At 72.9% G+C, this 12,778-nt stretch carries 14 protein-coding genes; 5 read left to right on the top strand and 9 right to left on the bottom strand.

What is annotated here, in order from left to right:
- Window positions 1-23: 23 nt before the first annotated feature.
- Complete coding sequence (locus AB0M59_RS03775; protein WP_364608014.1) at window positions 24-797, bottom strand: IclR family transcriptional regulator; 774 nt, start codon at window positions 795-797, stop codon at window positions 24-26.
- Window positions 798-901: 104 nt separating this feature from the next.
- On the opposite strand from AB0M59_RS03775, the gene AB0M59_RS03770 reads away from it, so the two are divergent.
- The 3 genes from AB0M59_RS03770 to AB0M59_RS03760 all read left to right on the top strand — a co-directional run bounded on the left by AB0M59_RS03770 (window position 902) and on the right by AB0M59_RS03760 (window position 5,229).
- Window positions 902-1,672: a CoA transferase subunit A gene (locus tag AB0M59_RS03770; RefSeq protein WP_364608011.1), complete on the top strand. Its 771-nt coding sequence runs from the start codon at window positions 902-904 to the stop codon at window positions 1,670-1,672.
- A gap of 1 nt (window position 1,673) precedes the next feature.
- Window positions 1,674-2,306 (top strand): CoA transferase subunit B, encoded by a 633-nt coding sequence (locus tag AB0M59_RS03765; RefSeq protein WP_364608008.1) that lies wholly within the window; start codon window positions 1,674-1,676, stop codon window positions 2,304-2,306.
- A 112-nt stretch (window positions 2,307-2,418) separates the two neighbouring features.
- A complete protein-coding gene (locus AB0M59_RS03760; protein WP_364608006.1) occupies window positions 2,419-5,229 on the top strand; it encodes an AbfB domain-containing protein in 2,811 nt (936 codons plus the stop codon).
- A 107-nt stretch (window positions 5,230-5,336) separates the two neighbouring features.
- On the opposite strand, the gene AB0M59_RS03755 is transcribed toward AB0M59_RS03760, so the two are convergent.
- The 3 genes from AB0M59_RS03755 to AB0M59_RS03745 are packed head-to-tail and all read right to left on the bottom strand — an operon-like array spanning window position 5,337 to window position 7,448.
- Window positions 5,337-5,582 (bottom strand): hypothetical protein, encoded by a 246-nt coding sequence (locus AB0M59_RS03755; protein ID WP_364608003.1) that lies wholly within the window; start codon window positions 5,580-5,582, stop codon window positions 5,337-5,339.
- Window positions 5,528-6,277 (bottom strand): NAD(+)/NADH kinase, encoded by a 750-nt coding sequence (locus AB0M59_RS03750; RefSeq protein ID WP_364608000.1) that lies wholly within the window; start codon window positions 6,275-6,277, stop codon window positions 5,528-5,530. Before AB0M59_RS03750 ends, AB0M59_RS03755 begins: the two co-directional genes overlap by 55 nt.
- Window positions 6,278-6,311: 34 nt before the next feature.
- The gene (locus AB0M59_RS03745) at window positions 6,312-7,448 is read right to left on the bottom strand and encodes a 12-oxophytodienoate reductase (RefSeq protein ID WP_364607997.1); all 1,137 of its coding nucleotides are present in this window, start codon (window positions 7,446-7,448) and stop codon (window positions 6,312-6,314) included.
- 67 nt (window positions 7,449-7,515) lie between these two features.
- Between AB0M59_RS03745 and AB0M59_RS03740 the strand changes: the two genes are divergently transcribed.
- The gene (locus tag AB0M59_RS03740) at window positions 7,516-7,908 is read left to right on the top strand and encodes a MerR family transcriptional regulator (protein WP_364607995.1); all 393 of its coding nucleotides are present in this window, start codon (window positions 7,516-7,518) and stop codon (window positions 7,906-7,908) included.
- Window positions 7,909-7,917: 9 nt separating this feature from the next.
- Window positions 7,918-8,322, top strand: a complete 405-nt coding sequence (locus AB0M59_RS03735) for a hypothetical protein (protein WP_364607992.1) — start codon at window positions 7,918-7,920, stop codon at window positions 8,320-8,322.
- A 21-nt stretch (window positions 8,323-8,343) separates the two neighbouring features.
- Here AB0M59_RS03735 and AB0M59_RS03730 read toward each other — a convergent pair whose 3' ends face one another.
- The 5 genes from AB0M59_RS03730 to AB0M59_RS03710 form a co-directional block, all read right to left on the bottom strand.
- Window positions 8,344-9,135 (bottom strand): FHA domain-containing protein, encoded by a 792-nt coding sequence (locus AB0M59_RS03730; RefSeq protein WP_364607989.1) that lies wholly within the window; start codon window positions 9,133-9,135, stop codon window positions 8,344-8,346.
- Between the two features lie 2 nt (window positions 9,136-9,137).
- Entirely contained in the window at window positions 9,138-9,401 is a 264-nt protein-coding gene (locus tag AB0M59_RS03725) for a hypothetical protein (RefSeq protein ID WP_364607986.1), read from the bottom strand.
- A 76-nt stretch (window positions 9,402-9,477) separates the two neighbouring features.
- Complete coding sequence (locus AB0M59_RS03720; RefSeq protein WP_364608503.1) at window positions 9,478-11,247, bottom strand: serine/threonine-protein kinase; 1,770 nt, start codon at window positions 11,245-11,247, stop codon at window positions 9,478-9,480.
- A gap of 49 nt (window positions 11,248-11,296) precedes the next feature.
- Window positions 11,297-11,692 carry a DUF805 domain-containing protein gene (locus AB0M59_RS03715; RefSeq protein ID WP_364607983.1) on the bottom strand — a complete coding sequence of 132 codons (396 nt, stop codon included), beginning with the start codon at window positions 11,690-11,692 and terminating at the stop codon, window positions 11,297-11,299.
- A 40-nt stretch (window positions 11,693-11,732) separates the two neighbouring features.
- Entirely contained in the window at window positions 11,733-12,686 is a 954-nt protein-coding gene (locus AB0M59_RS03710) for a sucrase ferredoxin (protein ID WP_364607980.1), read from the bottom strand.
- Between the last annotated feature and the right edge of the window lie 92 nt (window positions 12,687-12,778).

Below are 12,778 nucleotides of genomic sequence, written 5' to 3'. Positions count from 1 at the left end.
CCCGCGTGGTGCTCGGTCGAGTCTTACGGGCGCGTTTGCCCGCGCGCCAACGTCTCCGACAGCGCGTGCGCCTCCCGGAGCAGCAACGCGCCCAGCTGCGGGATCCGGTCGCCGCCGAACCGGTGTGCCACCCCCGTCAGCGTCAGCGCCCACCGCGGCGAGCCGGCCTGGTCGAACACCGCCGCCGCCAACCCCCAGCTGCCTTCCACCACGAGGCCCGGATTGACCGAGTAGCCGTGCGTGCGGGTCGCCGCGATGTGCCGGCGGATCTCGCCCGCGTCGTGCTGGGGCCCGTAGGTCGCGGCGAGGTCCGCGCGGCCGAGGTAGTCGTCGACCTCCCGGTCGGGCAGGTGGGCCAGTACCACCATGCCGGCCGAGACGACGCCCAGCGGGAAGCGCGCTCCTTCGAACAGGACGTGGCTGCGGATCGGGAACGCGCCGTCCTCGCGGATCAGGCAGATCGTCTCCTCCCCGCGCCGCGCCGAGAAGAACGCGCTCTCCCCCGTCGCGAGCGCGAGCCGCCGGACGACGGGCAGCGCGGCCTCCGTGACGTCGTAGCGCCGGGCCGCGGCCACGCCGAGGAAGTACAGCTCCGGACCCAGCACCCAGTGGTCGGTGTCCGGCTCCCGCTCCACCAGCCCGACGCCCTGCAGCGACGTCAGCAGCCGGTGCACGGTCGGCCGGGGCAGGCCAGCTTCCCGGGCCACGGCCGTCGTCGTCGCGCCGCCGGGCTCGTGGACCGCGACCGCGCGCAACGCTCGGTGGGTCCGGCCGACGAGGTCTCCAGGGGCGTCCACTCAGTGAACACTACCCCACTCATTTCGACCGTGAGACGAACAATCAGCTGGTCCAGCGCGTTCACTGGTTGACCACATCAGCGCCGTCCAGTCTGATGTCGGCCATGGACAAGGTGATCGTGTCGGCCGCGGAAGCCGTCGCCGACATCCCCGACGGCGCCACCCTCGCGGTGGGCGGCTTCGGGATGTGCGGCGTGCCCGCCGTTCTCGTCCACGCGCTGTTCGAGGCGGGGACCGGGGACCTCGAGGTGGTCTCGAACAACGCCGGGGTCGACGGCTGGGGGCTGGGGATCCTGCTCGGCGCCGGCCGCCTGCGCCGCGTCGTCGCCTCCTACGTCGGGGAGAACAAGGAGTTCGCGCGCCAGTACCTCGGCGGTGAGCTGGAGGTCGAGCTGACCCCGCAGGGCACGCTCGCCGAACGGCTGCGCGCCGGCGGCTCCGGCATCCCCGCGTTCTTCACCGCCACCGGCGCCGGTACCCAGGTCGCCGACGGTGGCCTGCCGTGGAAGTACGACGCCGCCGGCACTGTCGTGAAGGCGAGCCCGCCGAAGCAGAAGCAAAGCCTCGACGGCAAGGAGTACGTCCTCGAACGCGCGATCGTCGCCGACTTCGGGCTGGTCCGTGCCTGGCGAGGCGACCGGCACGGGAACCTCGTCTTCAAGGACGCGGCCCGCAACTTCAACCCGCTGGCCGCCATGTCCGGCCGCGTCACGATCGCCGAGGTCGAGCAGCTGGTCGAGCCGGGCGAGCTCGACCCGAACGACGTCCACCTGCCGGGCGCGTACGTGCACCGCGTGGTGGCGCTGACGCCGGAGCAGGCCGCGGACAAGCCGATCGAGAAGCGCACCGTGCGCACCGGAACGGAGGCCGGCTGACATGGCTTGGAACCGCAACGAAATGGCCGCCCGCGCCGCGGGCGAGCTGCGCGACGGCGACTACGTGAACCTCGGGATCGGCCTGCCGACGCTGGTGCCGAACTACGTCCCCGACGACGTCGAACTCGTCCTGCAGTCGGAAAACGGCATCCTCGGCGTCGGCCCCTACCCGGAGGAGGACGCCGTCGACCCGGACCTCATCAACGCGGGCAAGGAAACCGTCACCGTCCGGAAGGGCGCGTCGTTCTTCGACTCGGCGTTGTCCTTCGGGATGATCCGCGGCGGCAAGATCGACGCCGCGATCCTCGGCGCGATGCAGGTCTCCGCGGCGGGCGACCTCGCGAACTGGATGATCCCCGGCAAGATGGTCAAGGGCATGGGGGGCGCGATGGACCTGGTCCACGGCGCGAAGAAGGTCATCGTGCTGATGGAGCACGTCGCCCGCGACGGCTCGCCCAAGATCGTCGACGAGTGCACGCTGCCCTACACCGGCCGCGGCGTCGTCCAGCGGATCATCACCGACCTGTGCGTTCTCGACGTCACGCCCGAGGGGCTCTCGCTCGTCGAACTGGCGCCGGAGGTCGACTTCGAGCAGGTGCAGAAGCAGACCGAGCCGCGGATCCGCGTCCCCTGACCCGACGGCAGCAGGCTGCTCTCCCACGATGCCCGTTCGAGACTCAACCTCGAACGGGCGTCGTGCGTGTGAGGGGCGGTGACCACCAGTCCGAGCCCGCCCGAGGAGTCCGATGCGCCGTCTCGCCGTCCTGGTTCTCGCGCTCTTGAGCACGATCGTCGTGGTGCCCACGGCGGACGCCGCCGGCACCCCGAAACCGCCGCCGCTGTCCACGCCGTGGACCTCCCAGGTGAGCACCACCGACCCGCTGCCCGAGTATCCGCGGCCGCAGATGACGCGGCCCGACTGGCAGTCCCTCAACGGGGAGTGGGAGTTCCTCAACCCCGCCACCGGCGCGGGTGGCAGCGTCGATCGCTACGCCGCGCCGCCGCTCGGGCAGACGCTGCCCGAGCGCATCGTCGTGCCCTACCCCGTCGAGTCGGCACTGTCGGGCATCATGCGCAACGACAACCGCGACCTGATGTTCTACCGCCGCACCTTCACGGTGCCGCAGGCCTGGGCCGGCCGGAACGTGCAGCTGCACTTCGGTGCCGTCGACTACGAAGCCACCGTGTGGGTCAACGGCGTCCAGGTCGCCACGCACAAGGGCGGGTACGACCGGTTCGAAGCCGACATCACCGCGCGGCTCACCGGTGGCGCCGACGAGATCGTCGTCCGCGTCTACGACCCGACCGACGGCCGCGGCGAGAAGCAGCCCGTCGGCAAGCAGGCCAACTCCCAGTCCAGCATCTTCTACACACCGACTTCCGGTATCTGGCAGACGGTCTGGCTCGAGCCGACGGCGCCGACCTCGATCTTCTCGGTCGACATCTACCCGAACCTGGCGAACAACACCGCGCGGGTGCGGGTGTTCGGCCGGGGTGACGTCAGCGGGTACTCCGTGCTCGCCGAGTCGATGACCGGCGGCGCCGTCGTCGGCAGCGCGACCGGCGGCTTCACCGAGTTCTCCGTGCCGGTGCCGGACGCGCGGCGGTGGTCGCCCGACGACCCGTTCCTCTACGACCTGCGCGTGTCGCTGCGCACCGCCGCGGGGACGACGGTCGACCAGGTCGTCAGCTACTTCGGCATGCGCGAAGTCGGCACGAAGAACGTGGACGGCGTGCTGCGGCCGACGCTCAACGGCGAGTTCGTGTTCCAGATCGGCACCCTGGACCAGGGTTTCTGGCCCGACGGCCTGTACACCGCGCCCACCGACGCGGCGCTGGCGTCCGACCTGCAGAAGCACAAGGAGCTCGGCTTCACCATGGTCCGCAAGCACATCAAGGTCGAGCCGGCGCGCTGGTACTACTGGGCCGACCGGCTCGGGTTGCTGGTGTGGCAGGACATCCCGTCGACACCGACGGCGGACTCGAACCGGACCCCGGCGCAGATCGCCGAGTTCGAGACCGAGGCGCGCGAGATCGTCGACGAACACCGCTTCTCCCCCGCCGTCGTGACTTACGTGCCCTTCAACGAGGGCTGGGGCGAGTGGAACCTCGACGAGACCAAGCGCGTCACGACCAGCCTGAAGAGCTACGACCCGACCCGGCTGATGAACCCGCACAGCGGCATCAACTGCTGCGCCGCCAAGGGTGACCCGGGCACCGGCGACCTCATCGACTGGCACGTCTACACCGGACCGGACGCACCGCGGCCGACCGGGAACCGCGCGTCGGTGCTCGGCGAGTTCGGCGGTCTGGGCCTGCGCAACCCCGGCCACGAGTACAGCCCCACCGGCGGCTTCTTCGCCTACGAGCAGATGGCGAGCGCGGCGCAGCTGAACGACCGCTACACCGGCATGGTCCGGGACGCGAAACAGCTGATGACCGCCAAGGGCCTGTCGGCGTCGATCTACACCGAGATCACCGACGTCGAAGGCGAGTACAACGGCCTGCTCACCTACGACCGGCGGGTGCAGAAGGTCGACACCGCCCGCGTCCGCGCGGCGCACGCCGACCTGATCGCCGCGTCGAAGAACCTGAACGCGGCCGTGCCGCTGACGCTCGGGCACGTCCGGTCGTTCCGGGTGACCACGCCCGGGTTCACCGATCGGTACCTGCGGCACGCGGATTCCTTCGCCCGCACCGACGTCCTGACCGCGGGCAGCGCCGACGGGCCGCGGCAGGACGCCTCGTTCCGGACCGTCGCGGGGCTCGCGGACCCGCGCTGCTTCTCGTTCGAGTCGGTCGACTTCCCGGGCAAGTTCCTGCGTCACGCCGACGGCCGCGTCCGGATCGACAGCGACACCGGCGGCACGTTCACCGCGGACGCCACCTGGTGCACCCGGCCGGGCCTCGCCGCCGGTGGGACGTCGTTCGAGTCGCTGAACTTCCCCGGCCGCTATCTGCGGCACTACGACGAAACCGTGTACCTGGCCCAAAGCGGCGGCTCGAACCCGTGGGACACCGCGACGAGCTTCGCCGCCGACGCGACGTGGGACGTCTCGGCGCCGGCGTTGTGGCGCAGCTCGGTGCCCCTCGCCGTCGACGCGCGGCAGTCGCTGCGGGTGACGACGTGGGGCTACACCGACCGGTACCTGCGGCACGCCGGCGGCCTCGCCTACACCGAAGTGGTGAACAGCGGCAGCAGCGCGTTGCTCAAGCAGGACGCGACGTACGCCGTGCGGCGCGGGCTCGCGGAATCTTCGTGCTACTCCTTCGAGTCGGTGAACTACCCCGGGCAGTACCTGCGTCACCAGGACGGCCGCGTCCGCAACTCACCGGACGACGGCTCGGCCCTGCTGCGCGCGGACGCGACGTTCTGCACCCGGCCGGGCCTCAGCGGCGCGGGCGTGACGTTCGAGTCGCTCAACATCCCGGGCGCGTTCCTGCGGCACTTCGACTCGCAGGTCTACATCGCCTCGGGCGGCGGCACGGGCTCCGACCGGCCCCAGACGGTGACGGCCGACAGCAGCTGGACCGTCGCGGCACCCTGGGCTCCCTGACCCCGCGGTCCCCCGCCCCTGCCAAAGCTCCGGCTCAGCCGCGTGGCCCGGCCGCGCTGAAGGCGAGACGACCGTGCGGTACTCGCTCACGCCGGCCCCGTGACGGTTCAGTGCTCCGGCAGCTGCCGGCGTTCGCGCAGGCGGGCCAAGTCCTCTCGCACCTCCGTCGGCAGGAGCTCGGCCATCTGCTCGGGACGCAGCGGCAGGTCGAGGAGACTGAGCTTGACCCGGCTGCGCTGCGCGTGCCGCCCGGGGTCCAGGCGCACGACCTGCGCCGCGTCCGGACGCAGGGTCGCCGTCAGCGGGGTGGCGGGATCCAGCGGCCGCCACGCGTTGCCGTCGACCCGCACCATCGGCGCGGCGCCGCGAGCCGCGGCGCGACGACGTCGCGGGCGGGCAACACGATCGAGCGGCTGACGCCCGACATCGACGCGACCGGCGTCACCGCCAGCACCTCCGCCGCCGGGGAGATCACCGGCCCGCCGGCGGCGTAGTTGTAGGCGGTGGAGCCGGTCGGGGTGCTCAGGATCAGCGCGTCGCAGCGGTAGTAGCCGAACTGCGCGCCGTCGACCAGCAGGTCGACCTCCACCGTCGCGCCGGGCTCGGCCCCGCCGACGACGACGTCGTTGAACGCGACCGCGACCGCCTCGCCCTCCTCCAGCGCGACGCAGCTGTGCGGCTCGATCTCGAAGTCCCCGGAATGCATCCGTTCGAGCGCGCCGGCCAGCTCCGCCGGCGCGATCTCGACCAGGAAGCCGACGTTGCCGTAGTTCACCCCGAGGACCGGCACCGGCCGCTCGACGGCCAGCCGCATCGCGCCCAGCATCGTCCCGTCGCCCCCGAGGCTCACGATCGCGTCCACCCCGGCCGCGAACTCGGCGTCGGGCACCACCGGCACGCCGGCTCCGACCTGCGCCGCGTCGGCCTTCCGCGCCACCAGCTCGACGCCGTGGCGCGAGGCGTACGAGACGAGCACCTCGACCGACTCGTGCACCGGCTTGCGCGGGTGCGCCACCACCCCGACCCGCGTGATCTCCGAACCTGCCATGAGGTCCATTGTGGCCGTCCGGTGATCGGGACGCTCAGCCGAGAACGCCCAAGGCCGCGGGCGTGAACGGGATGACGTCGTCGTCGCGGCCGCCGAGGATCTTCGCCGTCCAGTCCGGGTCGGCGAGCAACGAGCGGCCCACGGCGACGACGTCGAACTCGTCGGCCTCCAGGCGGTCCAGAAGGCCGTCGATCCCGGTGCGGCCCGCGGTGTCCCCGGCCAGGCTCGCGGTGAACTCCGTGTCCAGGCCGACCGAGCCCACCGTGATCGCCGGCTTCCCGGTCAGCTTCTTGGCCCAGCCGGCGAGGTTCAGCTCGGCGCCGTCGAACGCGGGCTGCCAGTAGCGGCGGGTGGAGGCGTGGAAGGCGTCCGCGCCCGCGTCGACCAGCTCCCCGAGGATGACGCCGAACTCTTCGGGCGTGTCGGCGAGCCGGGCCGTGTAGTCGGACTGCTTCCACTGGGACACCCGCACGACCACCGGGAAGCCGGGCGCCACCCGGGCCCGGACGGCGGCGACGGCTTCGGCGGCGAACCGGGCCCGCGCCCGTACGCCGCCACCGTAGCGATCGGTGCGGTGGTTGGTCCCCGACCACAGGAACTGGTCGATCAGGTAGCCGTGGGCCCCGTGCAGCTCGACGCCGTCGAACCCGGCGCGTTCCGCGTCGCGCGCCGCTTCGGCGAACGCCGAGAGCACGGCGTCGATGTCGGCCTGCGTCATCGCGTGCCCGGTTCGCGTGCCTTCGAGCGGCTGTCCCGACGGGCCGATCGCGGGCGCCTCCGGGTGCGGCGGATCCCCGGCTGCGCGGGCCATCCCGACGTGCTGCAGCTGCGCGAAGATCCGCCCGCCGGCGTCGTGCACGGCCCCCGTGACGCGTGCCCAGCCGGCCAGCGCGTCGTCGCCGTACATGCGCGAGACCAGGTCGTGCTGGCCGGCGGACGGGTGGCCGACGTAGGCGCCCTCGGTGATCACGAGCCCGGTCCCGCCGGCGGCTCGCCGGGCGTAGTACGCGGCGACGTCCGCCCCGGGCACACCGCCGGGTGAGAACCCGCGGGTCATGGGGGCCATGGCGACGCGGTTGGGCAGCGTCAGGCCGCCCACGGTGATCGGGCGGGAAAGCAGGTGTGCGGCGCGGTTTTCCACGAACTTCAGCTCCTCCTGGTCGGTTGACACCCAGGCTAGAATCTGACGTGGACGTGAGGTTCAACGTCTTGTGGGACAGATCACGCCGGGAGGACCCATGCGCATCGGAGAGCTCGCCGAGAAGACCGGCGTCAGCGTGCGCGCCCTGCGCTACTACGAAGAAAAAGGGATCCTCGTGCCGGAGCGCAGCACCGGCGGGCACCGCTCGTACCCGGAGTCCGGCGTGGGCGTGGTCTGGCTGATCCAGCAGTTCTACGCGGCGGGACTGCCGAGCAAGTCGATCCAGGCGATCATGCCGTCGGTCCGGGCCGGCCGGGCGACCCCGGAAGCACTCGAGCTCCTGGTCACCGAACGCGACCGGATCGACAAAGCGGCCCGCGAACTGGCCGGCGCCCGGGACCGGCTGGACGCCATCATCACCACCGCGGGCGCCGATTCCTGCGCGTCGCACTGCGGCGAAAACGCACCCGAACCCGGTCTCCCCCAGTAAAGTCGGAGCATGAGGCTCCTTCCCGCGCTCGCCGCCGCCGTCCTGCTCGCCGGGTGCTCGGCCGGCGTCGGCGGCACACCGTCGCCCGCCCCGGCGGCACCGGCCTCGACGTCGAGCGCTCCCCCGGCCCAGCCGCACGAACTCCAGATCAAGATCGACGGGACGGCCGTCCTCACCACGCTCACCGCCACCATCGACGGCGAGAAGACGGAAGAAAAGAACGTCAAATTGCCCTGGAGCCACACGTACAGTTTCGCGCCCCACACCGGAAAACACGTCTACAGCATCGTCATGCGGTCCGCCGGCGGCGAGGTGAACGCGACAGCCACAGTGGACGGACAGCCCTGGGGCCAGAGCCGCGGCAGCGGGGACGGCGAATCGACCCAGTCGCTCAACGGCGATTTCAGCGACTGAACCCGTGGCACCGGCCCGCCGTCAGCCGGGGAACGGCGGCGGGTCGGGAAGTTCGAGCCATTCCAGGTCCATCGGCACCAGCGTCGTCGACAGCACCAGTTCCCGCAGCAGGTTCACGGTCAGGGTCAGCCCCACCGGCTCCCCCACCTCCTCGCGCCGCAGCCCGTGCACCCCGGCGCCGGAAAGCCGTTGCCGGACCCGGGAAACGAGGTGTTCGACGCGCTTGGCCGTCCAGTTCTCGCGCGGCCGCCGCTCGGCGAGCTCGGCGGCCGCCTGCTGCCGGGACAGCGGCAGCGGCTGGGGGTCGTAGCCGAGGTAGCGCTGCCCGAGCACCGCCAGCACGAGGTGTTCCTCCGGCGAGAGCCGCCAGCGTTTCGGCGGCGCCGTCGGGTGCGTCGGGCGGCGGGTGGCGACTTCGGCCTCGCCGTCGGAGACGAGCAGCTCCAGCACGTGCTCGCGCGTGCCGCGCAGGAACAGCGCGGTGTAGCCGTCGGCCAGCGGCAGCGGTTCGCTGTCGCGGTGCAGCAGGACGCTGTCGGACAGCCGGATCGGTGAGCGGCCGGTGTTGCTGAGCCACCAGCGGTCCCGCTCGCGCACGAGCAGCCCGTGGACCCGGCTGATCCGCACGTCTTCCTCGCCGACGCAGACGTCGACCTCCAGCCGGTTGCGCCCGAAGGTCACCCGGCTCCCCGGCGACGGCGCCACCGCGACGCCCCCGGTGACGGTGAGCGCGCTCAGCGTGCCCGGCACGGTGCCGGCGACGCCGTGACGCAGGCTGCGCTGGCGGTGCGGGTCGAGGCGTCCGGTGGTCACGGCTACTTCCGTTCGCCGGCGCCGAAGCCAGCGCCGGGCCGGGCGAGGCCGGGGCTGCCGCCTTCGTCCACAGTGGACGAAGAGTCGGCGTGGACGTCCGAGGCGCTGCTCGGCGCTTCGTGGTCGGCCGAGGCGCCTCGGGTGTCGCATACCCGCCGCGTGCCGGCCCGCCGGGTTCGCGGTACCGGTCCGGCGGCCCCCTCGGCCGTCGGAACGGTCGCGGCGCCCACCAGGATCGCCCCGCCGGCCAGCACCCGCATCGCCACTTTCCCGTCCCGTCCCTTCCCGGCCGGTGCCGGCTCCGCTCTTTCTAGCCGAGGTCGCCGGGGACCGGTCCCCGGCTCACGGCAGCCGCCGGACGAGGTTCTCCGCCAGCGATCGCGCGGTCGCGCACAGCGCGTTCCCGCCGGCCGCCCCGGCGTCCTGGATCGACACCACGGCGACCTCCTCCCGGTGCGGGTCGGTGCCGCGCAGCACCGGCAGCACCGGGGTGTAGAAGCGGTGCACGACCTCGACGGCGCACTCCGGCCGCCCGCCCGGCACCGGCGCCACGACGGCGTTCCGGTTACCCACGCGGATCCGGTCGCCGGGCACGTCCGAGTCCGCCTCGATCGGCCATTCCCGGCCGAACTCCACGGTGATCGTGCGCGGGTCGTGCTCCCAGGTGCAGCCCCAGCCGCCGAACTCGCGGTCCGGCTGCTTGGCCTGGCCCAGCACGCCCGACGTCACGGCGGAATCGAGCAGGCCGCAGGCGTCGACGTGGGCCAGCGACCACTCCGGGAACGGCCGCTCGCGCACGGGCAGGGGTCCGTTGGCGAGCTTGGCCAGCACGCCGGACAGCACCGACTCCGAGAAGGCGCACAGCGGCGCGTCCTGTGCGCGGTCGACCGGGTGCGAGGTGACGACGATCCGGTTGGCGTCGGCCAGCGAGATGGCGCGCTGACAGGCGCCGTCGCGGGCTTCGGGACGTTCGATGTCGCCCACCCGGCCGGGCACCGGCGGCCGGGTCGGGTAGCGCAGCGGGCCGGTCAGCGCGAGGACGGTCTGCACCTGGCCGGTGTCGTCGGCGAGGGTGGTCGTGACCACGCAGGTGCCGAAGTTCAGCACCTCGGGGTCCACGAACGGCTCCCCGAACGGGACGAGCGAGTCGGTCGAGATCGCCGCGCACGGGTCCGTCGCGGCCGGGTCGGCGCCCAGCGTGTTCGGCCCGGCCGGGGTCGGGGTCGCCGACAGCGGCCGCGTCAGGAAGAACCCGGCCACCAGCGCGGCCACGACCGCCACCGCGGCCCCGGCGAGCAGCCGGCGGCGCAGGCGCCGTCGCGGCCGCCGCGGCACCGGTGCGTCCGCCGTGAGCAGGGTGACCGCCTCGGCGGCGCCGGGCCGGTCGGCGGGGTGCCGGGCCATCAGCGCGGAGAGCACCGGCGCGAACGGTCCCGCGCGCTCGGCCGGCGCCGGACGTCCGGCGGCGGCGCGGCGCATCTGCGCGAACGGGCCGTCTTCGCCGGACCCCCACGGCGACCGGCCTTCGACCGCGGCGTAGAGGGTGGCTCCCAGGGAGAAGACGTCGGAGGCGGGACCGGCCTCACCGCCGTCGGCCACCTCCGGCGCGACGTACCCGAGCGTGCCGGTGAGCTGGGCGCCGCCGGTGCGGGTGACCTCGGTCCAGCGCGCGATGCCCAGGTCGGTCAGCTTGGCGACGTCGTCCGCGGTCACCAGGACGTTGCCCGGCTTGACGTCGCGGTGGACGATGCCGCGGGCGTGCATCTCCGCGAGCGCCGCGGCGAGCTGCGCGCCGATGCGCCGCACCCGGTCCTCGGGCAGCGGCCCGCCGTCGTCGACGAGCTCTTCGAGGCTCCGGGCGGCGAGGTACTCCGTGACCAGCCACTGCGCGTCCCCGTCGACGACGGTGTCGAACACCGTGACGACGTTCGAGTGCAGCAGCCCTGCCCCGATCCGCGCCTCCCGCCGGATCTGCCCGGCGTCCTCGCCCAAGGATCGCTTGAGCGTCACCTGCCTGCCGAGCTCGAGGTCGGCCGCCCGCCAGACGACACCCATGCCACCCCGGCCGAGCTCCTCTTCCAGCCGGTAGCGGCCGGCCACGACGCGCCCCATGCCCACGCGGGCAGTCTACGAAACGCCGTGAGGCACCGCTGACCCCGCGTCACCGCGGCGGTGGGCCGAACCGGTTCTCCCCCGCCTTGCCCCGCTCACTCCAGAACATCAGCAGCAGGAGCCAGCCGATGCAGGAGATGATGCCGACGCACCACCAGCCGGACCGCCCGGTGTCGTGCAGGCGCCGGACCCCGACGCTGACGAACGGCACCACCCACGGCAGGTAGAGCAGGGTGCCGATGGTGCGCACCCATTCTTCGTCGACGGCGGCTTCGATGATCCCGATGACCAGGACGAACGGCACGTAGGCCAGGAAGAAGTACCAGAACTCCGGCCGTGAGGCCCGGCCCCGCTTCCGGAAGCTCAGGCGCAGCGCCCGGATCAGCGCGGCGCCGAAGCCGATCCTGCTTCGCGTCGCGGTGACCGGCACACCCTCGGACTGCATGCGCCGAGCATGGGGCGCGCAGTCCGGGACCGGTCCCGGGTCAGCGCGGTCGAACCTCGCGGACCGACTCCGCCTCGAAGCCGGCCAGCACGACTCGCGCGGAGCAGCGGCTGTGCCCGGACGCGGTCGACGGCGTCCGCCGCACGACGACCTCGTACCGCCGGGCCCCCGCGGTCACCAGCACCTTCCGGACGTCACCGCCGGGATCCTCGTCGGTCGCCAGTACCGCGTCGAGTCCGCGCAGGCCGGTGCGGCCGCGGATCTCGATCTCGGCGAACTGCGACCACGGGCTCTCCGCGGAGGTCCGGCCGCGCAGGTGTTCCAGGCGGACGTTCCCGCTCAGCGCTTCCTTGGCGACGAGCTCGGCCTCGGTCGGCGCGAGGCTGCCGTGGAGGTAGCCGTCGGGCACCGTCAGGAGGTTGCCGGCCCAGCGGTCGCCGCCGACGTGGCTGACCTCCCAGACCAGGCCGGGGTGGTTCTGCTCCAGCCCGGCCACCACCGGGCGCCCGAAGACCGCGCAGCACATGTCCTTGCTGCCGTGCGTGCAGACGAGGAAGAGCGGGCCGGACACCGGCTCGCCGTGCCCGCGGCGCCCCGCGGCCACGGCTTCGAGATCGATGCGGGCGAGCTCGCCGAGGTCGGCGACGTCGAGCCGTTCGAGCCAGCGGTGCCCCGGCCGGCCGCTGGCGACGTAGACCGTGCGCGGCGCGCCCGGGACTCGCGCGTGCCGGCCGGGCTTGCGGATGAGCAGGGGCCGGAGGCCGGCGTCACGGGCTGCTTCGAGCTGCCCGTGGGGCAGCGCTTCGGCCAGCACCTCTTCGAGCGCGTCCGGCGCCCAGGAGCCCGGCTGCTCGATGAGCAGCCACGATGTCATGCGCGCGGCGGTCCCGGCGGGCTCGCCACCGAGCTCGCGGGTCAACGCGGCGCACGCGGGCACCGCGGTCCGGCCGGGAGAGCAGATTCCCGCCTCAGCCGGCAACCCTGACTTAGGCATGCCTAAGCGTACCCGAAGACGCGGGCGTCAATCTTCTTGATGTGACCGGATCGCCGACCAGGGCACTCGATCGAGCGTCGAGCGGTCGCCGA

It is taken from the genome of Amycolatopsis sp. NPDC051371 (genome assembly GCF_040682155.1).
Taxonomy (GTDB): domain Bacteria; phylum Actinomycetota; class Actinomycetes; order Mycobacteriales; family Pseudonocardiaceae; genus Amycolatopsis.
The sequence above is the reverse complement of the archived record's forward strand: the minus strand, read 5'-3'. Positions and strand labels throughout refer to the sequence as shown.

Bases quoted from the DNA above. Each gene is read 5' to 3' on its own strand.
- AB0M59_RS03770 (WP_364608011.1), top strand. From the start codon at position 902: ATGGACAAGGTGATCGTGTCGGCCGCGGAAGCCGTCGCCGACATCCCC.
- AB0M59_RS03765 (WP_364608008.1), top strand. From the start codon at position 1,674: ATGGCTTGGAACCGCAACGAAATGGCCGCCCGCGCCGCGGGCGAGCTG.
- AB0M59_RS03760 (WP_364608006.1), top strand. From the start codon at position 2,419: ATGCGCCGTCTCGCCGTCCTGGTTCTCGCGCTCTTGAGCACGATCGTC.
- AB0M59_RS03755 (WP_364608003.1), bottom strand. From the start codon at position 5,582: ATGGTGCGGGTCGACGGCAACGCGTGGCGGCCGCTGGATCCCGCCACC.
- AB0M59_RS03750 (WP_364608000.1), bottom strand. From the start codon at position 6,277: ATGGCAGGTTCGGAGATCACGCGGGTCGGGGTGGTGGCGCACCCGCGC.
- AB0M59_RS03740 (WP_364607995.1), top strand. From the start codon at position 7,516: ATGCGCATCGGAGAGCTCGCCGAGAAGACCGGCGTCAGCGTGCGCGCC.
- AB0M59_RS03735 (WP_364607992.1), top strand. From the start codon at position 7,918: ATGAGGCTCCTTCCCGCGCTCGCCGCCGCCGTCCTGCTCGCCGGGTGC.
- AB0M59_RS03720 (WP_364608503.1), bottom strand. From the start codon at position 11,247: ATGGGGCGCGTCGTGGCCGGCCGCTACCGGCTGGAAGAGGAGCTCGGC.
- AB0M59_RS03715 (WP_364607983.1), bottom strand. From the start codon at position 11,692: ATGCAGTCCGAGGGTGTGCCGGTCACCGCGACGCGAAGCAGGATCGGC.
- AB0M59_RS03710 (WP_364607980.1), bottom strand. From the start codon at position 12,686: ATGCCTAAGTCAGGGTTGCCGGCTGAGGCGGGAATCTGCTCTCCCGGC.